This window comes from Rhodococcus sp. ACPA1, from assembly GCF_002300195.1.
Classification (GTDB): Bacteria; Actinomycetota; Actinomycetes; order Mycobacteriales; family Mycobacteriaceae; genus Rhodococcus_F; species Rhodococcus_F opacus.
This window is the reverse complement of sequence record NZ_NSDX01000011.1, coordinates 369289-393289: the sequence shown is the minus strand read 5'-3', so window position 1 is coordinate 393289 and position 24001 is coordinate 369289. Positions and strand designations below refer to the sequence as shown.

At 68.6% G+C, this 24001-nt stretch carries 20 protein-coding genes; 11 read left to right on the top strand and 9 right to left on the bottom strand.

Annotated elements, in window-relative coordinates:
• The first annotated feature begins 11 nt into the window (after positions 1–11).
• The 11 genes from CJ177_RS38250 (at position 12) to proB (ending at position 13898) form a co-directional block, all read left to right on the top strand.
• Positions 12–1172, top strand: coding sequence for a sugar diacid recognition domain-containing protein (locus CJ177_RS38250; protein WP_257014890.1), 1161 nt, complete (start codon positions 12–14; stop codon positions 1170–1172).
• Positions 1173–1332: 160 nt separating this feature from the next.
• Entirely contained in the window at positions 1333–1485 is a 153-nt protein-coding gene (locus CJ177_RS48780) for a hypothetical protein (RefSeq protein WP_009474026.1), read from the top strand.
• Between the two features lie 55 nt (positions 1486–1540).
• Complete coding sequence (locus CJ177_RS38240) at positions 1541–4249, top strand: valine--tRNA ligase (protein WP_095870192.1); 2709 nt, start codon at positions 1541–1543, stop codon at positions 4247–4249.
• On the top strand, positions 4246–5673 hold the full coding sequence (locus CJ177_RS38235; RefSeq protein ID WP_095870191.1) for a folylpolyglutamate synthase/dihydrofolate synthase family protein: 1428 nt from the start codon (positions 4246–4248) through the stop codon (positions 5671–5673). The genes CJ177_RS38240 and CJ177_RS38235 overlap by 4 nt, the downstream gene beginning before the upstream one ends.
• On the top strand, positions 5670–6080 hold the full coding sequence (locus CJ177_RS38230) for a DUF4233 domain-containing protein (protein WP_005248087.1): 411 nt from the start codon (positions 5670–5672) through the stop codon (positions 6078–6080). The genes CJ177_RS38235 and CJ177_RS38230 overlap by 4 nt, the downstream gene beginning before the upstream one ends.
• An 18-nt stretch (positions 6081–6098) precedes the next feature.
• Positions 6099–6518: a nucleoside-diphosphate kinase gene (gene ndk / locus CJ177_RS38225; RefSeq protein ID WP_061045309.1), complete on the top strand. Its 420-nt coding sequence runs from the start codon at positions 6099–6101 to the stop codon at positions 6516–6518.
• Positions 6519–6974: 456 nt separating this feature from the next.
• Positions 6975–10373 carry a translation initiation factor IF-2 N-terminal domain-containing protein gene (locus CJ177_RS38220; RefSeq protein ID WP_095870190.1) on the top strand — a complete coding sequence of 1133 codons (3399 nt, stop codon included), beginning with the start codon at positions 6975–6977 and terminating at the stop codon, positions 10371–10373.
• A gap of 206 nt (positions 10374–10579) precedes the next feature.
• Positions 10580–10891, top strand: a complete 312-nt coding sequence (rplU, locus tag CJ177_RS38215) for a 50S ribosomal protein L21 (protein WP_005248081.1) — start codon at positions 10580–10582, stop codon at positions 10889–10891.
• Between the two features lie 42 nt (positions 10892–10933).
• Complete coding sequence (gene rpmA, locus CJ177_RS38210) at positions 10934–11197, top strand: 50S ribosomal protein L27 (RefSeq protein WP_005248077.1); 264 nt, start codon at positions 10934–10936, stop codon at positions 11195–11197.
• Between the two features lie 143 nt (positions 11198–11340).
• Positions 11341–12801 (top strand): GTPase ObgE, encoded by a 1461-nt coding sequence (gene obgE, locus CJ177_RS38205; RefSeq protein ID WP_005248068.1) that lies wholly within the window; start codon positions 11341–11343, stop codon positions 12799–12801.
• The gene (gene proB / locus CJ177_RS38200) at positions 12798–13898 is read left to right on the top strand and encodes a glutamate 5-kinase (RefSeq protein ID WP_005261297.1); all 1101 of its coding nucleotides are present in this window, start codon (positions 12798–12800) and stop codon (positions 13896–13898) included. The genes obgE and proB overlap by 4 nt, the downstream gene beginning before the upstream one ends.
• 3 nt (positions 13899–13901) lie before the next feature.
• Here the strand turns inward: proB and CJ177_RS38195 are convergent, their stop codons facing one another.
• From CJ177_RS38195 to CJ177_RS38155, 9 genes are all read right to left on the bottom strand, one after another.
• Entirely contained in the window at positions 13902–14729 is an 828-nt protein-coding gene (locus CJ177_RS38195; protein ID WP_025432942.1) for an NAD-dependent protein deacetylase, read from the bottom strand.
• A gap of 21 nt (positions 14730–14750) precedes the next feature.
• Positions 14751–15686 (bottom strand): D-isomer specific 2-hydroxyacid dehydrogenase family protein, encoded by a 936-nt coding sequence (locus CJ177_RS38190; protein ID WP_061045307.1) that lies wholly within the window; start codon positions 15684–15686, stop codon positions 14751–14753.
• 10 nt (positions 15687–15696) lie between these two features.
• A complete protein-coding gene (locus CJ177_RS38185; RefSeq protein WP_005248060.1) occupies positions 15697–16095 on the bottom strand; it encodes an ectoine synthase in 399 nt (132 codons plus the stop codon).
• Between the two features lie 19 nt (positions 16096–16114).
• Positions 16115–17377, bottom strand: coding sequence for a diaminobutyrate--2-oxoglutarate transaminase (gene ectB, locus CJ177_RS38180; protein WP_005248059.1), 1263 nt, complete (start codon positions 17375–17377; stop codon positions 16115–16117).
• Positions 17378–17404: 27 nt separating this feature from the next.
• Positions 17405–17917, bottom strand: a complete 513-nt coding sequence (ectA, locus tag CJ177_RS38175; RefSeq protein ID WP_025432941.1) for a diaminobutyrate acetyltransferase — start codon at positions 17915–17917, stop codon at positions 17405–17407.
• Positions 17918–18068: 151 nt separating this feature from the next.
• Positions 18069–20168 (bottom strand): ATP-dependent DNA helicase RecQ, encoded by a 2100-nt coding sequence (locus tag CJ177_RS38170; protein ID WP_095870189.1) that lies wholly within the window; start codon positions 20166–20168, stop codon positions 18069–18071.
• Positions 20169–20226: 58 nt separating this feature from the next.
• The gene (locus tag CJ177_RS38165) at positions 20227–21093 is read right to left on the bottom strand and encodes a ribokinase (RefSeq protein WP_025432940.1); all 867 of its coding nucleotides are present in this window, start codon (positions 21091–21093) and stop codon (positions 20227–20229) included.
• Between the two features lie 9 nt (positions 21094–21102).
• The gene (locus CJ177_RS38160) at positions 21103–22572 is read right to left on the bottom strand and encodes an MFS transporter (protein WP_095870188.1); all 1470 of its coding nucleotides are present in this window, start codon (positions 22570–22572) and stop codon (positions 21103–21105) included.
• 243 nt (positions 22573–22815) lie between these two features.
• Complete coding sequence (locus tag CJ177_RS38155) at positions 22816–23916, bottom strand: NADH:flavin oxidoreductase/NADH oxidase (protein WP_025432938.1); 1101 nt, start codon at positions 23914–23916, stop codon at positions 22816–22818.
• Positions 23917–24001 lie beyond the last annotated feature (85 nt).

The window sequence follows — 24001 nt, the reverse complement described above, 5'->3', positions numbered from 1 at the left end:
AAGGGCAGTCGATGCTGAGTGAGGCTCTGGCGCAACAGATCGCGAACGAGATCACCGACGTCATCGGGTTCAACGTGCTCATCACGGATGCGGCCGGGACGGTGGTCGGCAGCGGGGACGAACGTCGCATCGGCCAGTTCCACGAGGCATCGATCGAGGTGATCCGTGCACGGCGCATGATTGCGCACTCGGCAGCGGACGTCCGCGACCTCGTCGGCAGTCTGCCCGGCGTCACCATTCCGCTCGTCATCGACGGTGACGTGGTGGGCACCATCGGGCTGTCCGGCTCACCCGAGCAGGTCGAACAGTTCGGGCTGGTGGTCAAGCGGCAGACCGAAATCCTGATGCAGGAGGCCTCGCGGATCGGTACCCGGCTGACCTACGAGCGGGCAGCGGAAGAACTGCTCCGCGACATCTGTGACTGGCATCGCTCCACGTTCACCGAGGCTCAGATCTCCCGGCGCGCAACCGGTCTGGGGTACGACCTGCGCCGTCCCCGGGTCATGGTGCTGATCAGCTACGACAGTCACACCGACGACGCCGCCGTGGAGGGACGGCCCGTGTCCCTCGAGGTCCTGCGCGCCGTGCAGGACACCTTCGACTCCGCGACCGATCTGGTCGCACCGCTCGCCCGGCAGGTCATCGCGGTCACCACCGTGGTGACCGCACCGACACCGGCTGCGGATGCGGCTTTGACGGACCGGTGCCGGAAGTATGTGTCCCTGGTCCGGGAACGGGGATGGGACACCCGTGTGGGGATCGGCTCGATCGCGCACGGGGTCGAGCAGCTCAATCTCTCGTCCCAGGACGCGTACGACGCGCTGCGGCTCGGCGCGGTTCTCGACCCACGCGGTCGGGTCTACGACATCGACCGGTTCCGCCTCCATCAGGCCGTCTCGGTGATACCTGCGGAAACCCGTGACAGACTGTCACGGACCGTGCTCGGCGCGTTGGCCACCGACAGCGATTGGCCGCAGCTGCAGGAGACGCTGATCGCCTGGGGGGAGTGCGGGTTCAACTCCAGCCGGGCGGCGAAGCGGCTGCACGTCCACCGCAATACCCTCGCCAACCGACTCGACAAGATCGCCCGGGTCCTCCGTCGTCCGCTGGACGAGCCGGGCCTGGGCATGACGCTCTACCTCGCCTGTGTGGTGGCGCAGCGGGCCGGCTGAGCCTCGCCGGCGGGCCGGCCGAGCCTTCAGCCGGCGTGTGTGTGAACACCGCCGGCGCGCCCGTCGCCGTGTCGCCGCCGATCGGCGGCATCTTCGATGCATACTCGACACTCTCGAGTGGTTGCCGCACTGGATGCGGCAGACGAACCGGAGGAATCCCTTGAACGACCATCACGTGCAGCTCTTCTCCGAGCTGCACAGCACCGCAGGATCCCAGGCAGGCGGCGAGGATGCCGGCGAGGCGTTGCGCCCCGTCGACCCGGAGCATCGCACCGCCACCGAGGTGCACCGCGCGCTGTTCAGCGACCAGTAGCGAGGCGGACGGTAGCCCCGTCGTCGGTCGTCCGTGCGTTCATTAGACTCGACGGGTGACCAGTGCAGCTCCAGAAAATCCCCAGAACCGTGCCGATGCCCTCCCGAAGAGCTGGGACCCCAGTTCCGTCGAGGACGATCTGTATCAGGGCTGGGTAGACGCCGGTTACTTCCGCGCGGACCCGCACAGCGACAAGCCGGGCTATTCCATCGTCCTGCCGCCGCCCAACGTGACCGGCAGCCTGCACATGGGTCACGCGCTCGACCACACGTTGATGGACGCGCTGAGCCGCCGCAAGCGGATGCAGGGCTACGAGGTGCTGTGGCTGCCCGGCATGGACCACGCGGGCATCGCGACGCAGACCGTGGTCGAGAAGCAGCTCGCCGTCGACGGCAAGACGAAGGAAGACTTCGGCCGCGAGCTGTTCATCGACAAGGTGTGGGACTGGAAGCGCGAGTCCGGTGGCACCATCGGCGGCCAGATGCGCCGCATCGGTGACAGCGTCGACTGGAGCCGCGACCGGTTCACCATGGACGACGGGCTGTCCCGCGCCGTCCAGACCATCTTCAAGCGCATGTACGACGACGGCCTGATCTACCGGGCCGAGCGTCTCGTCAACTGGTCGCCCGTGCTGCAGACGGCGATCTCCGACATCGAGGTGAAGTTCGAGGACGTCGAGGGCGAGCTGGTCTCGCTGCGGTACGGCTCCCTGAACGACGACGAGCCGCACGTCGTGGTCGCGACCACCCGTGTCGAGACGATGCTCGGCGACACCGCCGTGGCCGTCCACCCCGACGACGAACGCTACAAGCACCTGATCGGGACGACGCTCCAGCACCCCTTCACCGGGCGCGACATCCCGATCGTCGCGGACGAGTACGTCGATCCCGAGTTCGGCACCGGCGCCGTCAAGATCACGCCCGCACACGACCCCAACGACTTCGAGATGGGCCTGCGGCACAACCTGCCGATGCCGACCATCATGGACAAGACCGGCAGGATCGCCGACACAGGAACGCAATTCGACGGTCTCGACCGATTCGAGGCACGCGTCAAGGTGCGTGAGGCGCTCGCCGAGCAGGGGCGCGTGGTCGCGGAGAAGCGGCCCTACCTGCACAGCGTCGGACATTCCGAGCGCACCGGTGAGTCCATCGAGCCGCGCCTGTCGTTGCAGTGGTGGGTGAAGGTCGAGTCCCTCGCGAAGGCCGCCGGTGACGCGGTGCGCAACGGTGACACGGTGATCCACCCGGCCAGTCAGGAACCCCGGTGGTTCGCCTGGGTCGACGACATGCACGACTGGTGCATCTCGCGTCAGTTGTGGTGGGGTCACCGGATCCCGATCTGGTACGGCCCCGACGGCGAGGTCGCATGCTTCGGGCCGGACGAGGCCGCGCCCGAGGGCTGGGTGCAGGATCCCGACGTCCTCGACACCTGGTTCTCCTCCGGGTTGTGGCCGTTCTCGACCATGGGCTGGCCCGAGAAGACGCCCGAGCTCGAGAAGTTCTATCCCACAAGTGTTCTCGTCACCGGTTACGACATCCTGTTCTTCTGGGTGGCGCGGATGATGATGTTCGGCACGTATGTGTCGGAGGACGACGCCATCACGGGGCGGGGCGAGCGAAGCGACGGGGTGTTCAGCGAAGGCAAGTCCGGACCGCAGATGCCGTTCGAGGACGTGTTCCTGCACGGCCTCGTCCGCGACCAGTTCGGCAAGAAGATGTCGAAGTCGCGGGGCAACGGCATCGACCCGCTCGACTGGGTCGACCGCTTCGGCGCCGATGCGCTCCGCTTCACGCTGGCCCGCGGCGCCAACCCCGGCAGCGACCTGTCCGTCGGCGAGGATCACGCGCAGTCCTCGCGGAACTTCGCGACCAAACTGTTCAACGCGACCAAGTTCGCCCTCATGAACGGGGCCGCGCCGGCGCCACTGCCCGGACGCGGCGAGCTGACCGACGCCGACCGGTGGATCCTCGACCGCCTCGAGCAGGTGCGCGGGGAGGTCGACGCCGCATTCGACCGGTACGAGTTCAGCAAGGCGTGCGAGGCACTGTTCCACTTCGCGTGGGACGAGGTCTGCGACTGGTACCTCGAGCTGGCCAAGGTGCAGTTCGCCGAGAACGACACGGTCGCGGCGAACACGCGGGCCGTGCTCGGCAACGTCCTCGACGCCCTGTTGCGCCTGCTCCACCCGGTGATCCCGTTCGTCACGGAGACCCTGTGGAAGGCGCTCACCGAGAACGAATCCGTCGTCGTGGCGGACTGGCCGCAATCGAGCGAGGCCGCCGCGGATGCGGTTGCGGCGCAGCGCGTCGAGGACATGCAGCGACTGGTGACCGAGGTGCGCCGATTCCGTAGCGATCAGGGGCTCAAGCCCTCGCAGCGGGTGCCCGCACGGATCAGCGGCATCGCCGAGGCCGATCTGGACACACAGCTCGCCGCGGTCACATCGCTGGCCCGCCTGACGGACCCGGAGGACGGGTTCGCGGTGTCCGCATCGGTGGAGGTGCGCCTGAGCAAGGCGACCGTCACCGTCGATCTCGACACGTCGGGCAACGTCGACCTGGGCGCCGAGAAGGCCCGGCTGGAGAAGGACCTCGCGGCCGCGCAGAAGGAACTCGCCGGTACCACCGCCAAGTTGTCCAACGAGGCGTTCCTGGCCAAGGCCCCCGACGCCGTCAAGGAGAAGATCCGTACCCGTCAGCAGATCGCGACGGAAGAAATCGAACGCATCACCAAGCGATTGAAGGAGCTGGAAGGCGCGTGACCTCGCCCGACTTCACGCCGGAGGAAGTCAGTCCCGTCGACCTCGCGGAGCTGACACTGGTCGAGGCGGAACTCGACAAGCGGTGGCCCGAGACGAAGATCGAGCCGTCCCTCACCCGGATCGCGGCCCTGATGGACGTGCTCGGTTCGCCGCAGCACGGCTATCCCGCCATCCACGTCACCGGCACCAACGGCAAGACGTCGGTGACGCGGATGATCGATGCGCTGCTCACGGCGCTGCACCGGCGCACCGGCCGCACCACCAGCCCGCACCTGCAGCTCGCCACCGAGCGCATCAGCATCGACGGGCGCCCGGTCTCGCCCCGCCGGTACGTCGACACGTACCGGGAGATCGAACCGTACGTGCAGATGATCGACGAGCAGTCGCAGGCGGCAGGCGGCCCGGCGATGAGCAAGTTCGAGGTGCTCACCGCGATGGCGTACGCCGCGTTCGCGGAGGCACCCGTCGACGTCGCCGTCGTCGAGGTGGGTCTCGGTGGGCGTTGGGACGCAACCAATGTCATCGACGGCGAGATCGCGGTGATCACCCCGATCAGCCTCGATCACGCCGAGTATCTCGGCGACGACCTGGCCGGGATCGCCGAGGAGAAGGCCGGCATCATCAAGAAGGGCCGCGAGGACGCGCTCGTGCCCCGCGACGCCGTCGCGATCCTCGCCGAGCAGACGCCGGAAGTGATGGAGGTGCTGCTCCGCCGGGCCGTCGAGGTGGATGCCGCGGTCGCGCGGGAGGGCTCGGAGTTCACGGTGCTCGCCCGGCAGATCGCGGTCGGCGGCCAGCAGCTCGAACTCCAGGGCCTCGGCGGGGTCTACACCGACATCTTCCTGCCCTTGCACGGGGAGCACCAGGCCCGGAACGCGTCGCTCGCGCTCGCGGCCGTGGAGGCGTTCTTCGGTGCGGGCCCGGAACGGCAGCTCGACCAGGAGGCCATCCGGGAGGCGTTCGCCTCGGTCGTCAATCCGGGCCGGCTCGAACGGGTGCGCAGCGCCCCGACCGTCTTCCTCGACGCCGCGCACAACCCGGACGGGGCTCGTGCGCTCGCCGCCGCGCTGACCGCCGAGTTCGACTTCCGCAAGCTCGTCGGCGTCGTCAGCGTGATGGGGGACAAGGACGTCGACGGCATCCTGTCGGCGCTGGAACCGGTGTTCGACGAGCTCGTCGTGACGAACAACGGTTCCGCGCGGGCCATGGACGTCGACGATCTCGCCAATCTCGCGGTCGCCAAGTTCGGCGACGAACGCGTCGTCGTGGCGCCCACACTCGCGGACGCGCTGGAAACGGCCATCGGACTGGCCGAGGAGGTCGCCGAGCCGGGTGAAGCAGTATCGGGGGCGGGCGTCGTGGTCACCGGATCCGTGGTGACCGCCGGTGTGGCCCGCACCCTCTTCGGAAAGGACCCAGCGTGAGCGAGCCAGACTCGAGTGCTTCGGAACCGGAGTTCGGGCCGCCGACCAAGGACCCGTGGAAGGGATTCCGCGGCGTGGTCGCGGGATCTCTGATCCTGGAAGCCATCGTGGTGCTTCTCGCCCTGCCGGTCGTCGCGACGGTCGGCGGCGGACTGACCTGGTGGTCCGGAACGTACCTCGTGGGGCTGGCGGTGCTCATGATCCTCGGGGCGGGCCTGCAGGGCCGCCCCTGGGCGATGAAGTACAACCTGTTGTTGCAGGTGGGGCTCCTGCTCGGGTTCTTCGTCCACGTATCGATCGGTTCGGTCGGAGTGGTCTTCGCCATCCTGTGGGGATACCTTCTCTACTTCCGCCGGAATGTCCGCCAGCGAATGGAGCGGGGCCTGCTGCCGGGGCAGCGGGGCTGACCATTTAGGCTGTGCGCCGTGACTGAGCGCACCCTTGTACTGATCAAGCCCGATGCCGTTGCCCGCGGATATGTAGGAGAAATCCTCGGTCGTATCGAGCGGAAAGGTCTGACGATCTCCGCGCTCGACCTGCGCACCGCTCCCGGCGACATCGCAGCCGCCCACTACGCCGAGCACGAAGGCCGCCCGTTCTACCCGGGCCTGCTGGAATTCATCACGGGCGGCCCGCTCGTCGCGGCAGTGCTCGAAGGTCCGCGGGCGATCGCGGCGTTCCGTCAGCTCGCCGGTGGCACCGACCCCGTCGAGAAGGCCGTTCCGGGCACGATTCGCGGTGATTTCGGGCTCGAAGCCCAGGAGAACCTGGTGCACGGCTCCGACTCGGTCGAGTCCGCCGAGCGCGAGATCGCCCTCTGGTTCCCGCACCTCGTCGCCAACTGACCTACCTCTCCACCCACCCCTCGACCCACCGACCTGCCCTCCGGGCCGGCGGCGCCATCGCGTGCGGAACATGTTCCAGACCGATACGTGCGCCGCTGGCACGGACTGCGGCACACGTGTGGGATACTGAGGGTGGTCGGACCGCAATTTGTGCACCACGTGGCTTCGACCGGATGACACCACGGCTCGATGCCCTTCATCGCTGCCCCTACGTCAACAGGAAATACCTGGGCGTTCGGCACGCTGGATGATCAGGCGCTCGCGCCGCGGATGACGGCCATCCGCAAGGCACTACATGGGTGTGCAGTGAAAACGGACACTGCACGCGCTGTGTGGAGCGAGACCAGACAATCTCGCGCTCACATCTGGGGCGCGAGTACACATGATGCGCCCTCGCGTGGCCGCGTGACACTCCCAGACACGGGAGTGGACGCGCCCGGGGGCTGAGGAGACTACGTGGCCGATCAAGCGCCGCCCACAAATTCAGAGCCGAACGACACGGCCACCGCCGGGAGCGCGGTTCCCGCTCTTCCGGAGAAGATTCGCGTTCACGCCCTCGCGAAGTTGCTGGGCGTGACGAGCAAGCAGGTTCTCGCCGAGGCTGCGGCCCTCGGAACCGAACTGCGCAGCGCGCAGTCGAGCCTGCAACGCGACGTCGCCGAGCGTGTGCACGCGGCCTTCACCGCCGCGCAGAACGCTCCCACCGAGGCACCCGCCGCGGCCGAACCGGTCGCGGAGACCCCGGCCGCCGGACCGGTCGCGGAGAGCCCGGCCGTCGAACCGGCCGTCGAGGTCGCGCCGGAACCGGTCTCGGCCGCGGTCGTCGAGGAATCGGCGGCCGAGCAGGTTGCGGCCCCTGCGGCTCCCACCGAGGAAGCTCCGGCCGAGGAAACTCCCGCCCAGGAGCCGGTCGCGGAGGAGGCCGCGGTTTCCGAGCGCGACCTCGGACGTGACCTGTTCACCACCGCGTCCTACCAGGTCGAGGCGCCCGCCGCCGAGCCCGCCGCGGAGACCCCGCCCGCCGTCTCTCAAGTCCCGCTCTTCCTGCAGCCCGACCTCGCGGCGGTCGAGACCCCGCCGCGTCGCCGGCGCAGTCGCCGGGACGCCGGGACCCCGGAACCCACCACCGAGCAGCCGCCCGTCGCCGAATCGCGCGAGGAGGTGCCCGAGCCCGCGAAGGCCACGGACACCGGAACCGCCGAGACCGAGTCGGACGAGTCCGATGTCGACGGCGATCAGCCGCGTCGTCGTCGTCGCGGCCGTCGCGGCCGTGGTCGCGGACGGGGCGAACAGCAGAACGAGCAGGACACCGACACCGAGGGTGCCGAGGCCGAGGAATCCGCGCACGAGGAGCGCGAGGAGAAGGTCGCCGAGACACCGGCGCGGGAGCCCGAAGAGAAGCCGAAGAAGGATTCCGAGGAGAAGCCCGCAGAGGCCGAGCAGGCCGAAGCGGAGTCCGGTGACGAAGAGGCCGGTGAGGGTGACTCCGACGGGTCGAGCCGTCGCCGTCGCCGTCGTCGCCGTCGCAAGTCCGGTGGCGAGGGGTCGGGAGAGGCCACGTCCGAGGACGATCCGCCGAACACCGTCGTCCACGAGCGTGAACCTCGCAACAAGAGCCGCTCGAAGGACGAGGTCCAGGGCATCACCGGTTCGACACGGCTCGAGGCGAAGCGTCAGCGTCGCCGCGACGGCCGCGATGCCGGCCGCCGGCGTCCGCCGATCCTCACGGAATCGGAGTTCCTGGCCCGCCGCGAGGCAGTCGACCGCGTGATGGTGGTGCGCGACCGCATCGCCACCGGGCAACCGCACGCGACGACCCAGGTCGCCGTTCTCGAGGACGGTGTCCTCGTCGAACACTTCGTGACCACGTCGGCGTCGGCCTCGATGGTCGGCAACGTGTACCTCGGACGCGTCCAGAACGTGCTGCCCAGCATGGAAGCCGCGTTCATCGACATCGGCCGCGGCCGCAACGGCGTGCTGTACGCGGGTGAGGTCAACTGGGAGGCCGCCGGGCTCGGTGGCAACTCCCGCAAGATCGAGCAGGCTCTCAAGCCGGGCGACCAGGTGCTGGTCCAGGTCAGCAAGGACCCGGTCGGGCACAAGGGTGCGCGGCTGACCACGCAGATCAGTCTCGCGGGCCGCTTCCTCGTGTACGTGCCGGGCGGCACGTCCACCGGCATCAGCCGCAAACTGCCCGACACGGAGCGCAAGCGCCTCAAGGACATCCTGCGCGACATCGTGCCCTCGGACGCCGGAGTCATCATCCGAACCGCGTCGGAGGGTGTGAGCGAGGAGGAACTTGCTCGCGACGTGAAGCGTCTGCAGGACCAGTGGGCCGGGATCGAGGCGCAGGCCGCGAAGGCGGAATCCGGCAAGTCCGGTAACCCGCAGGCCCTGTACGAGGAGCCCGACCTTCTCGTGAAGGTCATTCGCGACCTGTTCAACGAGGACTTCTCCCAACTCGTGATCGAGGGCGAGAAGGCCTGGTCGACGGTCGAGTCGTACATCAAGTCCGTGGCCCCCGATCTCATGCCGAGGCTCGAGCAGCACACGTCGGACAACGGTGTCGACGTCTTCGTGGCGCACCGCATCGACGAGCAGCTGGCGAAGGCGCTCGACCGCAAGGTCTGGTTGCCGTCCGGCGGCACGCTCGTGATCGACCGCACCGAGGCCATGACCGTGGTCGATGTCAACACCGGCAAGTTCACCGGTGCCGGCGGAAACCTCGAGGAGACCGTCACCCGGAACAACCTCGAGGCGGCCGAGGAGATCGTCCGGCAGATGCGCCTGCGCGACATCGGCGGCATGATCGTCGTCGACTTCATCGACATGGTGCTCGAATCGAACCGCGACCTCGTGTTGCGACGGCTGACGGAGGCCCTGGGCCGGGATCGCACCCGCCACCAGGTGTCCGAGGTCACGTCGCTCGGCCTGGTTCAGATGACGCGGAAGAAGCTGGGCACCGGGCTGGTCGAGGCGTTCTCGACGACGTGCGAGCACTGCCACGGCCGGGGCATCATCGTCCACGCCGAGCCGATCGAGGTGAAGACCTCCGAGGACAACGGTGCGCGCGGGGGGGCGTCCCGCGGCGGCGACTCCGGTGGCTCGCGCAAGAAGCGGGGACGCGACAAGTCGTCCGGCGGGGAGACCTCGCAGCCTGTGCACGAGGAAGCCCCGACGGTGGACGCCACCGTCAAGCGGGCCCACCCGGTTGCTCTCGCGATGGCACACCACCATCACGAGGAGGAGGCCGCGCACGCACACAGCGGGCACGAGGCGGAATCCGCCGAGCAGCCCGCGGCGGCGGTTCCCGAGCCCGAGCAGCCGGTCGCCGTGGAGACGGAGACGCCGGCGGCTGACCTGCCCGGCATCGAAGAAGCCGTGGCCGAGGCCCCGGCAGCGGTCGCCGCGGAGGCCGTCGTGGCACCCGAGGCGGAGGAAGCCGCCGTCGAGGAAGCTGTCGCCGCGGAAGCCGTGGCCGAAGAGCCGGTCGTCGAAGCTGCGCCGGCCGAAGCGGCTCCGGTCGCCGAGACCCTGGAACCCGTCGTGGAGCGCGAGCCCGAGCCCCAACCGGAGCCGGTGGCCCCGCAGCGGCGCAGGAGCCGTCGGGTGTCGAGGGCAGCGGCAGCGCCGGTGTCCGAAACCCCGAGCGCCGGGACCGTGTTCGTGATCCCGACATCGGAGACCGGCGCGGAGCACGCACCGGAGCCGGAACCGGCCATGTCGGCTTCGGCCGTGAGCGGGCCGCCCGCGTCCTCGCCCGACGGCGCGGATTCGCAGGCAGCGCCGCGCAGGCCGCGTCGTCGCCGGGCGGCGGCACGTCCCGCCGGCCCACCGGTGGACGCCGACAACTGACGAGGGAGTGCGGGAAGGCGATCGACGCCGGTTTGTACGGAACGGTTGCCTTCCTGTAACCTTGACCAGTCGCTACTCGGCGATGAAGGTCAGCTGTGCCCTCACCTGTGAAGGCTGCGCGATCTCGACCGAGCTAGCCGTCACACCAGACCAGTCGCGCACACTGTGGCGCGAGCAAGTTCGAAGAAGCAAGGGGTAGCCCTCCGATGGCAACGTACGCGATCGTCAAGACCGGCGGAAAGCAGTACAAGGTCGCTGTTGGTGACCTCGTCAAGGTCGAGAAGATCGAGGGTGAGCCCGGCACTGCTGTCTCGCTTGCTCCCGTTCTCGTCGTCGACGGATCCGATCTGACGACCGACGCCGACAAGCTGGCCAAGATCTCGGTCACGGGTGAGGTCGTCGAGCACACCAAGGGCCCGAAGATCCGGATCCACAAGTTCAAGAACAAGACCGGCTACCACAAGCGTCAGGGCCACAGGCAGAAGCTGACGGTCCTCAAGGTCACCGGCATCAAGTAGCTAGAGCTTCAGAGCTGATTTCACCCGAGGAGGGTCAAGAACATGGCACATAAGAAGGGTGCATCCAGCTCCCGTAACGGTCGCGATTCAAATGCTCAGCGACTCGGCGTGAAGCGTTTCGGCGGCCAGTCCGTCAGCGCCGGCGAGATCCTGGTGCGTCAGCGCGGAACTCACTTCCACCCCGGCGTCAACGTCGGTCGTGGCGGCGACGACACGCTCTTCGCGCTCTCTGCCGGTGCCGTCGAGTTCGGCACCAAGCGTGGACGCAAGACCGTGAACATCGTTCCGGCGGCGGCAGAGGCCTAGTCCTGCCGCGAGTATGCATCGTCCCGTGAGGGACGTTTCAAGCTCCCAATAGGGGCGGACCTGGGTCGTGATACCCGGTCCGCCCCTATTGTTTTTTTCACGAGTGAGATCAACACAATTGACTGAGGAAGGATCCGGCAGTCATGTCCCGATTCATTGACCGCGTCGTGCTGCACGTCAGCGCCGGAAAAGGCGGCAATGGCTGCGCCTCCGTACACCGGGAGAAGTTCAAACCACTCGGTGGCCCGGACGGCGGCAACGGCGGGCGTGGCGGTGACGTCGTGCTCGAGGTGGACGGCAACGTCCACACCCTCCTCGACTTCCATTTCCACCCCCACGCGAAGGCCACCAACGGCAAGCAGGGGATGGGTAGCAACCGTGACGGCGCCCAGGGCGACGACCTGATCCTGAAGGTCCCCGACGGCACCGTCGTCCTCGACGGGGACGGCCGTATCCTCGCCGACCTCATCGGTGTCGGCACCCGCTTCGAAGCCGCCCAGGGTGGCCGAGGCGGACTCGGCAATGCGGCCCTCTCGTCGAAGGCGCGCAAGGCGCCGGGCTTCGCGCTCCTCGGTGAGGACGGCGTCGAACGGGAACTGGTCCTCGAACTGAAGTCCGTCGCCGATGTCGGGCTGGTCGGGTTCCCGTCGGCGGGCAAGTCCTCGCTCGTGTCCGTGCTGTCGGCGGCGAAGCCGAAGATCGCCGACTACCCGTTCACGACGCTCGTGCCGAACCTCGGTGTGGTGTCGAGCGGCGACACCACGTTCACGGTGGCCGACGTGCCCGGGCTTATCCCCGGCGCGAGCGACGGCCGCGGGCTCGGACTGGACTTCCTGCGCCACCTCGAGCGGTGCGCCGTGCTGGCCCACGTCGTCGACTGCGCGACGCTCGACCCCGGCCGCGACCCGATCTCCGACATCGACGCACTCGAGGCGGAACTCGCCGCGTACAAGGGCGCGCTGTCCGGCGACGCCGGGCTCGGTGACCTCGCGGACCGGCCCCGCATCGTGATCCTGAACAAGGCGGACGTGCCGGAGGCGGCAGAGCTGGCCGAGATGGTCACCCCCGATCTCGAGGCCCGCGGGTGGCCTGTCTTCACGATCTCGGCCGTCAGCCGAGAGGGATTGCGCCCGTTGACGTTCGCGCTGGCGAAGCTGGTTGCGGACTACCGTGAGGCGCACCCGAAGGCGGAGCCGAAGCGTCAGGTGATCCGCCCGGTGATCGCGAACGAGAACAGCTTCAGCGTCGTCGCCGACCCGGAGATCCCCGGTGGGTTCATCGTCCGCGGCACGCGGCCGGAGCGCTGGGTGCGGCAGACGCAGTTCGACAACGACGAGGCCGTGGGCTACCTCGCCGACCGCCTCGCGCGGCTCGGTGTGGAGACCGAGCTGGTCAAGCAGGGTGCGGAGCCGGGTGCGTCCGTCACGATCGGCAACGTGAGCTTCGACTGGGAGCCCCAGACACCGGCCGGCGTCGATCTCACCCGCACCGGTCGCGGTACCGACCCGCGGCTGGATCAGGTCGAACGCATCGGCGCGACCGAACGCAAGCACGCATCCAGGGTCCGTCGCGGTCTCGAAGGCCTCGACCCCGAAGACCAGTGAGCGCCACCCGGCGCACGATCGCGTCGGCGGGCAGCATTGTCGTGAAGATCGGATCGTCCGCGCTGACCAGCCTGGTCGGCGGGCTCGACGTCCGTCGACTCGACGAGCTGGCCGATGCGATCGAGGCACGGATGCGTGCCGGTTCCGACGTGGTCGTCGTGTCGTCCGGGGCCGTGGGCGCGGGTCTGGCCCCGTTGGGGCTGACCAAGCGGCCACGGGACCTGGCGACGAAGCAGGCCGCCGCGAGCGTCGGCCAGCTGGCGCTGGCTCATGCCTGGGGCACGTCGTTCGCCCGGTACGGGCGCACCGTCGGGCAGGTGCTGCTCACCGCGGACGACATCGCCCGCCGCGCGCAGCACCGTAACGCGCAACGCACTCTCGACCGCCTGCGCGCGCTGCACGCGGTCGCGATCGTCAACGAGAACGACACCGTCGCCACGGCGGAGCTGCGCTTCGGCGACAACGACCGGCTCGCGGCGCTCGTCGCCCACCTGGTCGGTGCCGACGCGCTGGTCCTACTGTCGGATGTCGACGGGCTGTACGACGGCGACCCCCGCAAGGGCAATGCGACGCTGATTCCCGAGGTGAACAGCCCCGAGGATCTCGACGGGGTGGTCGCGGGCTCGGGCGGCGCTCTCGGCACCGGCGGGATGGCGTCCAAGCTGTCGGCAGCGCGCCTCGCGGCCGATGCGGGCGTGCCCGTGCTGCTCGCCGCCGCCTCGGACGCCGGGGCAGCGCTGCGGGACGCCGGGGTGGGGACGGCGTTCGCGGCCCGGCCGTCCCGGTTGTCGGCGCGCAAGTTCTGGGTACGCCACGCCGCGGACGAGCAGGGGATCCTGCACATCGACGAGGGCGCTGTACGTGCCGTCGTCACCAAACGGCGGTCGTTGCTGCCCGCGGGGATCAGCGCGGTGTCGGGGCGGTTCTACGGCGGCGACGTCGTGTCGCTCCTCGGCCCCGACGAGCGTCCCGTGGCCAGGGGTGTGGTGGCGTACGACTCCGCCGAGATCAGCGACATCCTGGGCAAGTCGACCCAGGAACTGCCCGCGGAGATGCAGCGCCCCGTCGTCCACGCGGACGATCTGGTGCCGCTCTGACGGTCACGCGGGCAGTGCGGAGGACGCGTCGAGCAGTGCGGTGAGTGCTTCCGAGCAACCGGCGTGGAGGGTGAGGGTGGCGAACTCGTCGCCGCGTGTCGTCCCCCTGTTGACGATGACGATGGGGATTCCGCGTTTGGCGGCGTGCCGGACGAACCGCAGTCCCGACATGACGGTGAGCGACGAGCCGGCCACCAGGAGCGCCTCGGCCTCGTCGACCACGTCGTAGGCGGCGGCGACCCTCGGTTTCGGAACGGACTCACCGAAGTACACGATGTCGGGTTTGAGAAGTCCGCCACACGCCTCGCAGTCGACCATCCGGAAATGCTCGGTGCTGGTGATCACCGCGTCGGCGTCCGGTGCGATCTCCACTCCCTGTGCGGCAGCGACGGTTTCGGCGAAACCGGGGTTCGCACGCTCGAGCCGGTCGGCGAGCGTGGCCCGCGAGATCAGGGCATCGCACGCCAGGCACCGGACCTGGGCGTACGTGCCGTGCAGGTCGATCACCCGGCGACTGCCGGCCTTGGTGTGCAGCAGGTCGACGTTCTGGGTGATGACGGCACTCGCGACACCGGCCCGTTCGAGCCCCGCCAGCGCGCGGTGGCCCGTGTTGGGCCGGGCGGCGTCCATGTGCCGCCAGCCGAGGTGGTTGCGCGCCCAGTAGTGGCGGCGGAAGTCGGGGTCCCCGGTGAACTGCTGGTACGTCATGGGATTGCGCGGTGGCGAGTCCGGACCGCGGTAGTCGGGAATTCCGGAGTCGGTGGAGATGCCGGCGCCGGTGATCACACACAGGCGCCGGCCACCGAGTACGTCGATCAGTCGGGCGAACACGCACTCCAGGGTAGCGCCGGCTCAGTACCCGACGACAGGATCGATCAGAGCGGTGAGATTCTCACCCGCGACGAAGCGGGTGACATTCAGTGCCACGTGCTCGGCGAACGCCGGGGGACGGACCGCAGGCGGGTTGGAATCGTGGGGGGTGATGATCACGTTGGGCAGATCCCACAGCGGGTGGCCGTCCGGAAGCGGCTCGGGATCGGTGACGTCGAGTCCCGCTCCGCCGATCGTGTTGTCCCGCAGCGCTTTCACCAGTGCGTTGGTGTGAACGAGCGAGCCGCGCGCGACGTTGATCACCCACGCGGTCGGCTTCATCTGCGCGAACTCCGCCGCCCCGACCAGATGGTGCGTGGCGTCGGTGGCGGGAGCCCCGATCACGAAGTGGTCCGCGCGGGCCCACACCTCGCCGAGACGGGTGGTGGGGAGCGTCTCGATCGCGCCCGGCACCGGGCTTCCGGAGCGATTCACCGCGATGACGTCGGCCCCGACGCCCGCGAGCATCGGGATCAGTGCCCGGCCGATTCCGCCGGCACCCACGATGGCGACCGTGGTGCCCCGCAGGGTGCCGATCTTCGAGAAGAACTCCTGCTGACGCCAGGTCTTCGCCTCGAGGTGCTCCGGTAGTGCCCGCACCCCGGCCAGCAGCAGCGTCAGAGCGTGCTCGGCGACGGTGGCGGCGAACGCGCCCGCCGCCGACGTCCACAGCACGGTCGTGTCGGGTCTGATCAGCTTCGCGGCGAACCACTCCTCGACACCCGCGGAGTTCAACTGCACCCAGCGGATGTTCTCGGGAAGCGGGTCCGGGAACCCGATCGGACCCGTGGTCCAGACCAGGGCGTCCGCGGACTCGAGGGGGGCCACACGGGCACCGCCCCGGCGCACCGCATCCTCGAGGAGCGGGTCCGGGGCGGGTCCGATGGCTATAGCTGGAACAGCAGCGTCGTCGGCCATGGGGTCGAACTTACGCGGGAACCTCGATCAACGGGTAGACACCGTTTTCGTCGTGGACCTCACGCCCGGTGACGGGTGGGTTGAACACGCACAGCATGCGCATTTCGGTGTCGGGCTCGACACGGTGACGCTCGTGACCGTTGAGCAGGTACATCGAACCGGGGCCGAGTTCGTAGACCTTGTCGTTGTCGAGGTCGATCAACTTGCCGGTTCCCTCGACGAGCCAGACGGCCTCGACGTGGTTGGCGTAGTGGAACTCGTTGACCGAGCCCGCTTTGATCGTGGTCTCGTGGAACGAGAAGCCCACTTTGTCGCCGCCGAGGATGATGCGCTTGCTGCGCCAGTTTCCGTCCTCGCTGGTGATGTCGCGCTCGGTGTCGGTGATTTCTGCGGTGGTGCGAACGATCATGTGAGTGTCAGTCCTCTCTCTAGCTGCAAACCTTGCCGGTGGCGTCGGCGAGAATCGCGAGTCCGTGGTCCAGTTCCTCGTCGGTGATGGTGAGCGCCGGCAGGAGCTTGACCACCTCGTCGGAGGGGCCGGAGGTCTCCGCGAGCAGGCCCTCGTCGAAGGCGAGCTTGCAGACCTTGCCCGCGTTCTCCGGCTCGTCGAATACGAGACCCTGGACGAGGCCGCGACCGCGGGTGGAGATGGAGCCCTCGAACTGGTTCGCCAGATCGGTGAACGCCTGGTGGATCTTCTCGCCCTTGGTCAGCGTCGACTGGTGAATGGTGTCGTCGGACCAGTAGTGGTCCAGGGCCACCTTCGACGTGACGAACGCCGGGTTGTTGCCGCGGAACGTGCCGTTGTGCTCGCCCGGGCCCCACACGTCGAGCTCACGCTTGAACAGCGTCAGCGCCATCGGGAGACCGTAGCCGCTGATCGACTTCGACAGGCAGACGATGTCCGGGGTGATGCCGGCGATCTCGAAGGAGAAGAACGGCCCGGTGCGCCCGCAGCCCATCTGGACGTCGTCGACGATCAGCAGGATCTCGCGCTCGGCGCACAGGTCCGCGAGGGCGCGCAGCCACTCGGCACGGGCGACGTTGACGCCGCCCTCACCCTGCACGGTCTCGACGATCACGGCGGCCGGACGGTTCAGGCCACTGCCCGAGTCGTCGAGCACGCGGCGGAACCAGTGGAAGTCCTCGGTGACGCCGTCGAAGTAGTTGTCGAACGGCATCGGGGTGGCGTGCACCAGCGGGATTCCGGCGCCGGCGCGCTTCATCGAGTTACCGGTGACCGACAGGGCGCCGAGCGTCATGCCGTGGAAAGCGTTGGTGAAGTTGATGATCGACGAACGACCCGTCACCTTGCGCGCCAGTTTCAGTGCGGCCTCGACCGTGTTCGTTCCGGTGGGTCCGGGGAACTGGACCTTGTAGTCGAGACCGCGGGGTTTCAGGATTTTGTCCTCGAAGGTCTCGAGCAGGTCGCGTTTGGCCACGGTCGACATGTCGAGACCGTGCGTGATGCCGTCGCTGACGATGTAGTCGACGAGCGCCGACTTCAGGACCGGGTTGTTGTGGCCGTAGTTCAGCGAACCGGCACCGGCGAAGAAGTCGAGGTAGTCGCGGCCGTTCTCGTCGCGGATCCACGATCCGGACGCCGACTCGAAGACGGCGGGCCAGCCGCGGCTGTAGCTGCGAACCTCGGATTCGAGGTTGTCGAAAATGTTCGTATCGAAGTTAGTCATGTTGCTGCATTCCTCCGGGGCATGCTCTTAGCCGATCGTGTACAGATCTTCGGCTTCGTGTCCATCGGGAAAATCGTTAGGGGAGAACAGTTCTTGCTTGTTGATCGCCGTATCTCGGCGACGCGCCAATGCTGTGAACAGCGCGATCGAGGCCTCGTTGTCGGGGCTGATCGTCGTTTCGAGATGGGTAATCCCTTCGGGTGCAAGTCGATCGAGCAGCGCGCTCAGCATGCGACCTGCAATTCCCTTGCCGCGCTGGTCTGCGTCTACGGCAACTTGCCAGACGAACAGCGTCGCTGGGGATTCGGGGCGGATGAACCCTGATACGAATCCCACGACGCGCTCGTCGACGACTGCGACGACCGACGAGCGGCTGAAATCTCTACACCACAACAGGTATGCGTAGCTCGAATTGAGATCGAGCACTTCCGTGTTCTTGGCGATCTCCCAGAGCCGGACTCCGTCAGTGATCTCTGGACTTCTGAACAACACCGCGTCCGGCGCGGTGGTCGGGATGGCACTCTTCTGAACAGGCGTCATTGGAAATTCGAACCTAACAACCATCCCCTTCGATTTCACGTGCCTCGCGAAATTGGACAGTTCAGGTGGCGGAGCCTTGCAGGTGAGACGTGCAAAGTGATGCTCATCACATTATGTAACTTTTGGGTGAACCGCAAGCGACACACTTCGCCTATTTGAGACTCGCGAGCGCGAAGGGGAGGACCGACGCGGCACCCGCCGCGCGCAGCGTCCTGGCGGCCATCGTGAGGGTCCAGCCGGTGTCCGTGAGGGTGTCGACGAGCAGCACCGGTCCGGCGCCGTCGGGAAGCTCGGGGACCTCCCAGGCGTCGACGAGCCCGGCCACCCGGTAGGCGGAGTTGGCCGCGGACACCGGCGGATGTTCCGGGCGCAGCCGCAGAACTCCCAGGTCGGTGAGGCGTCCGACGGCGGCGAGTTGCCCCGCGATCGACGCCGACAGGAGGGGATGAGTGGCGGATTCGACGGCCATGACGGCGGTGGGACGCTCGGTCCAGTCCCAGGAGGCCAGCACCTGGATGCAGGCCTTCAGAACGGCGTCGGGGGCGGGCCCGTCCGGTTCGTCGAGCAGGGCACGCAGTCGCTGACCCCAGCCCAGGTCGGACAGCCGGCCCAGGACGCGCCCCGGTTCGGGGCCATCCGTGATCTTCCCGGACAGCGTCACGCCGAGCTTCGCGAGGCCCGTGGGCCACTGTTTACGGGGTGCCAGGTCCACGCCTGGGCGCTCGAGGCGCGTTCTGGTCTGTTGCACCGCCGCGGCGTCCACGGTCGCGTCGTGGCGTACTCCGGTGCAGTTGTCGCACCGCCCGCACTCCGAGGCGCCCGCCGCCAGACCCGGATCGTCGAGCTGCTCGCGCAGGAACGCCATCCGGCACGTGGTGATCCGCTGGTAGTCGATCATCGCCTGCTGCTCGGACTCGCGGGCGCGTTCGAGGCGTTCGTACCGGTCGGCGTCGTACGTCCAGGGCTCCCCGGTGCCCACCCAGCCGCCGCGCACCCGGCGTACGGCACCGTCGACGTCGAGGACCTTCAGGACCATCTCCAGCCGGGTGCGGCCCAGCTCCACCAGCGGCTCGAGGGCCTGCGTGGACTGCGGCCGCTCGGTGTCGAGGACCTCGATCACCCGCCGCACCACGTGCTCCCGGGGGAACGCCACCGAGGCGAAATAGCTCCAGATCTGCTTGTCCTCGGATCCGGGCAGCAGGATGACCTCCGCGCGGTCGGTGGACCGTCCGGCACGCCCGACCTGCTGGTAGTAGGAGATGGGGGACGACGGCGCACCGAGGTGCACGACGAACCCCAGGTCGGGCTTGTCGAACCCCATTCCGAGCGCGGACGTCGCCACGAGGGCCTTGACCCGGTTGCCGAGCAGGTCCTGCTCGAGGGTCTCGCGCTCGGCGGCGTCGGTTTGCCCGGTGTATGCGGCGACCGTGTGGCCCTGCTCGGACAGCAGGCTCGCCAGATCCCTGGCCGCCGACACGGTGAGCGCGTAGATGATGCCCGAGCCGGGCAGGCTGTCGAGTTTCTGGGCGAGCCACGCGGCCCGGGCGGTGGCCTCCGGAATCTGCACGACCGACAGGTGCAGCGACTCGCGTTCGAGGCCGCCGCGGAGGACGAGGGTTTCGGCGCCGCCCACCCCGAGCTGCGTGGAGACGTCGGAGACGACGCGGTCGTTCGCCGTGGCCGTGGTGGCCAGCACGGGGATGCCCTCGCCCAGCTCGGCGATCAGCGTGCGGATACGCCGATAGTCAGGACGGAAGTCGTGACCCCAGTCCGACACGCAGTGCGCCTCGTCGACCACGACGAGGCCCGCGTCGGCGGCGAGGGAGGGGAGGACCTGGTCGCGGAAGTCGGGATTGTTGAGACGCTCGGGGCTGACCAGCAACACGTCGAGTTCGTTGGCCGCGACCCGGGCGTGGATGTCGTCCCACTCGGTGACGTTGCCGGAATTGATGGTGGCGGCGCGCACGCCCGCCCGCTCGGCGGAGGCCACCTGGTTCCGCATGAGGGCCAGGAGCGGCGACACGATGACCGTGGGACCGTGCCCGTGCGCCCGCAGGAGCTTCGCCGCGATGAAGTAGACCGCCGACTTGCCCCAGCCCGTCCGCTGGACGACCAGCGCCCGTCTGCGGCCCACCACGAGCGCCTCGATCGCCGTCCACTGGTCGTCGCGGAGGGTGGCGTGCTCGCCTGCCAGCTCGCGGAGCAGCCGTTCGGCCTCGTCACGGAGTGCGGGTTCGGTGGCGGTCGTCATGCCCCCATGGTGCACGACACGGGTGACACGGAGGATCCGGGCGACGGCAGGAGCGCGCTCAGCCGGGCAGTGCCGCGTCGATCTCGGCGAGGGTGGGTGACGACGTGGAGGCGCCTCGGCGGGTGGTGGCGAGCGCGCCCGCCGTGCATGCGAACGGGACGGCGGCCGCGGGCCCGCGCCGCCACGAGACGGCCAGGGCGCCGGCGAACGCGTCGCCGGCCCCGGTCGTGTCGACCACCTCGACCTCGGGGGACTCGGCGCGGAGCGCGGTGCCGTCGCTGCTCGCGTAGTCCGCGCCCGACGACCCCAGTGTGGTCACGACGTGGGAGACGGCGCCGGTGACCTCGGCGCCGAGTTGCGCGGCCTCGGTCTGGTTGACGAGGAGCACGTCGACCAGCTTCACTAGTTCGGACGGAAGTGGCTGCGCCGGTGACGGATTCAACATCACGACGGTGCCGTGTGCCGCGGCGTGCGCCGCCGCGGCCAGCACGGTGCCCAGGGGTATCTCGAGTTGGCACAGCAGGACGTCGGCGTCCGCGACGGCCGCGAGTTCGGCGGATGTCAGGTCCACCACGGTGCTGTTGGCGCCCGGAACCACGACGATGCTGTTCTCACCGGCGGCGTCGACGGTGATCGCCGCGATCCCGCTCGGACCGTCCACTTCGCGCAGGTGCCGCGTGTCGACCTCGGCGTCCACCAGGGCCTGCCGCAGGTCGAGAGCGAACACATCGGAGCCGACGGCGCCGATGAAGGTCACGGCGCCACCGGCCCGCGCCGCGGCGATCGCCTGATTGGCGCCCTTGCCACCGGGGGTGGCGGCAAAGGCGCTGCCCAGGATCGTTTCTCCCGGCGCGGGCAACCGCTCGGCCGCCGTCAGCAGGTCCATGTTGATGCTGCCGACCACGGCGACCCTGGGAGCGGACATACCCCGAGACTAACCCGCGTCGGCGGCCGCCGTCTCCTGTGCGGGTGTCGCGGACGCGTCGCCTCTGGTGCGGCGGAGACGCTTCAGGATGCGGCGGGCCTCGGCGTCAGTGGCCACGGCGGGCGGCGAGCCCTCCAGCGGCTTCCGGGCGGTCTCGGAGATGAGCAGAACCGCGACACCGCCGATGACGGCCGCGACCATCATGTACATCGGCGCGACGAGGTCACTGCCCGTCGCGTCCTGCAGCGCCGTGAGGACGAGGGGGGTGGTGCCACCGAAGATCGACACCGCGAGGTTGTATCCGATCGCCAGCCCACCGTAGCGGATTCCGGTGGGGAACAGCGCGGGAAGGACCGACGGGAAGACGCCGACGAACAACAGCAGCAGCCCGCCGAGCATCGCGAGGCCGACGAAGACGGTGAAGTAGTGCCCGACGCCGATCAGCAGGTACGCGGGCAGCGACAGCGCGAAGAATCCGACGAAACCGGCCAGCAGCAACGGTTTACGACCCACCCGGTCGGACAGCTTTCCGACGAAGCTGATGCACACCATCATGATGAGCATCACGATGATCATGAGGACGAGGCCGTGCGACTCGTCGTAGCCGAGCGTGTTCGACAGGTACGTCGGCATGTAGCTGAGCAGGCCGTAGTGCGCGATGTTGTACGTGGCGACCAGGATGACGCACAGCACCAGCGGACGCCAGTTCTCCACCAGGGTCTCACGCAGTTTGCGTCCCGTGGATTCGTCTGCGAGCGAACGCTCTTCGGCCTGCTCCATCTGCTGGAACGCAGGCGTCTCCTCGAGCCGCAGCCGCAGATAGAGGCCGATCAGGCCGAGCGGACCGGCGAGCAGGAACGGAATTCGCCACGCCCAGTCCACCAGTGCGTCGGCGCTGACCACGGTGCTGATGATGGTGACCAGGCCCGCGGCTGCGACATACCCTGCGAGGGTTCCGAATTCGAGGAAGCTCGAGAAGAACCCGCGGCGCTTGTCCGGCGCGTATTCGGCGACGAACGTACTGGCGCCGCCGTACTCGCCGCCCGTCGAGAATCCCTGCACGAGCCGGAACAGCACCAGCAGAATCGGCGCCGCGAGCCCGATGGATCCGTAACTCGGGATCAGGCCGATGGCGAACGTGCTGCCCGCCATCAGGATGATCGTGGTGGCGAGCACCTTCTTGCGGCCGATCCGGTCACCGAGCGGACCGAAGAACAGTCCACCGAGGGGACGGACGATGAACGCCGCGGCGAAGATGGCGAACGTCGACAGCAGCTGTGCGGTACCGCTGGCCTCGGGAAAGAACACCTTGCCGATGGTGGTCGCGAGGTAGGCGTACACGCCGAAGTCGAACCACTCCATGGCGTTACCGAGCATGGTGGCCTTGACGGCTCGTTTGACGGAGGCCTCGTCGGTGACCGTGACATCAGGTGATTCGGCCACCTCGGCCGACGTGATCGAGTGATCTGGTGCATTCATGTCGTGCGCTCCCCAGCGCAGTTATCACCCGCGCGGGGCACGTACCTGATGCACGCATCTTTTCGTCGCCCGCACGGCGATTGCTGGTCGGGTTCGGCAACCCACGGCCCTTCGGCGCGATGCGGCCCCCGCCGATCGGCTCTGGCTCGTGGCTCGGTCCCGCCCCACCGTCCGGGGTGCGGGACTACCAGCTGTAAGAGCGATTACCGTAGCAAAGGATGTGCGGGCTTGTCGGCCCGAGCCTCAGTACGCCCGCGCGTACTGCGCCGGAATCTGCGGCGTCACCTGGGCATTCAAGACCAGGGCGGCTTTTCGCGGCCAGTACGGGTCGCGCAGCAGTTCGCGCCCGAGGAACACGGCGACGGCTTCTCCCGACTCCACGATCCGCTCGGCCTGCTCCGGCTCGGTGATGAGCCCGACGGCGGCGGCCGGGACCGTGGTCTCGTTCTGGATGCGGCGGGCGAACGGAACCTGGTAGCCGGGCGCGATCGGGATCCGGGCGGACGTGACGCCGCCGCTGGAGACGTCGACGAGGTCGACGCCGAGGTCGGCGAGGGCCTGCACGAGGGAGACGGTCTGATCCGGCGTCCAGCTGTCCGCGTCGAGGCCGGGCTCCTCGGACAGCCAGTCGGTGGCCGAGACCCGGACGAAGACGGGCAACTCGGCCGGCCACACCCCGCGTACCGCCTCGACGACCTCGAGCAGGAGGCGAATGCGGCCCGCGAAGCTGCCGCCGTACTCGTCGGTGCGGTGATTGCTGACCGGTGAGAGGAACTGGTGCAGCAGATAGCCGTGTGCCGCATGGATTTCCACCACCTTGAACCCGGCTCGCGACGCCCGCTCGGCGGCGGCGGCGAAATCGGCGACCACCTTCCGGATGTCGGCGGTCGTCGCCGCGGCCGGCGGGGTGTGGTCGCCGAAACCGATCGCGCTCGGCGCCACCGTCTGCCAGGACAGCCGATCGTCGCCGTCGAGGCTCCCGCCCCCGCGCCACGGCACGTGCGCGGAGCCCTTGCGCCCGGCGTGACCGAGTTGGATGCCCGGCACCGCGCCGAAGTACTCGAGCTGTGCGTTGATCTCCGCGAACGCCTCGGTCTGGGTGTCGTTCCAGATGCCGAGGTCGGCGGGGCTGATGCGGCCCTCCGGGCTGACGGCCGTCGCCTCGGTGAGGATCAGGCCGGCACCGCCGATGGCGCGCGTCACGAGGTGCGTCCGGTGCCAGTCGCCCGGCACTCCCACGTCGCGGCCCGTCACGTCGGCCGAGTACTGGCACATCGGTGCCATCCACACCCGATTGGGGACGGTGACTCCGCGGAAGGTGATGGGTTCGAACAACACGCTCACTACAGCACTCCTGCCTCTGATGGTCTCGACCAGTCGCAACCTGCGCGGGGGACGAAATCATTCCCGCACCCCTGTATATAGGCTG

Coding starts and splice junctions, on each gene's coding strand:
- CJ177_RS38250 (WP_257014890.1), top strand. CDS start 12: ATGCTGAGTGAGGCTCTGGCGCAACAGATCGCGAACGAGATCACCGAC.
- rplU (WP_005248081.1), top strand. CDS start 10,580: ATGGCAACGTACGCGATCGTCAAGACCGGCGGAAAGCAGTACAAGGTC.
- rpmA (WP_005248077.1), top strand. CDS start 10,934: ATGGCACATAAGAAGGGTGCATCCAGCTCCCGTAACGGTCGCGATTCA.
- obgE (WP_005248068.1), top strand. CDS start 11,341: ATGTCCCGATTCATTGACCGCGTCGTGCTGCACGTCAGCGCCGGAAAA.
- CJ177_RS38190 (WP_061045307.1), bottom strand. CDS start 15,686: ATGGCCGACGACGCTGCTGTTCCAGCTATAGCCATCGGACCCGCCCCG.
- CJ177_RS38185 (WP_005248060.1), bottom strand. CDS start 16,095: ATGATCGTTCGCACCACCGCAGAAATCACCGACACCGAGCGCGACATC.
- ectB (WP_005248059.1), bottom strand. CDS start 17,377: ATGACTAACTTCGATACGAACATTTTCGACAACCTCGAATCCGAGGTT.
- ectA (WP_025432941.1), bottom strand. CDS start 17,917: ATGACGCCTGTTCAGAAGAGTGCCATCCCGACCACCGCGCCGGACGCG.
- CJ177_RS38170 (WP_095870189.1), bottom strand. CDS start 20,168: ATGACGACCGCCACCGAACCCGCACTCCGTGACGAGGCCGAACGGCTG.
- CJ177_RS38165 (WP_025432940.1), bottom strand. CDS start 21,093: ATGTCCGCTCCCAGGGTCGCCGTGGTCGGCAGCATCAACATGGACCTG.
- CJ177_RS38160 (WP_095870188.1), bottom strand. CDS start 22,572: ATGAATGCACCAGATCACTCGATCACGTCGGCCGAGGTGGCCGAATCA.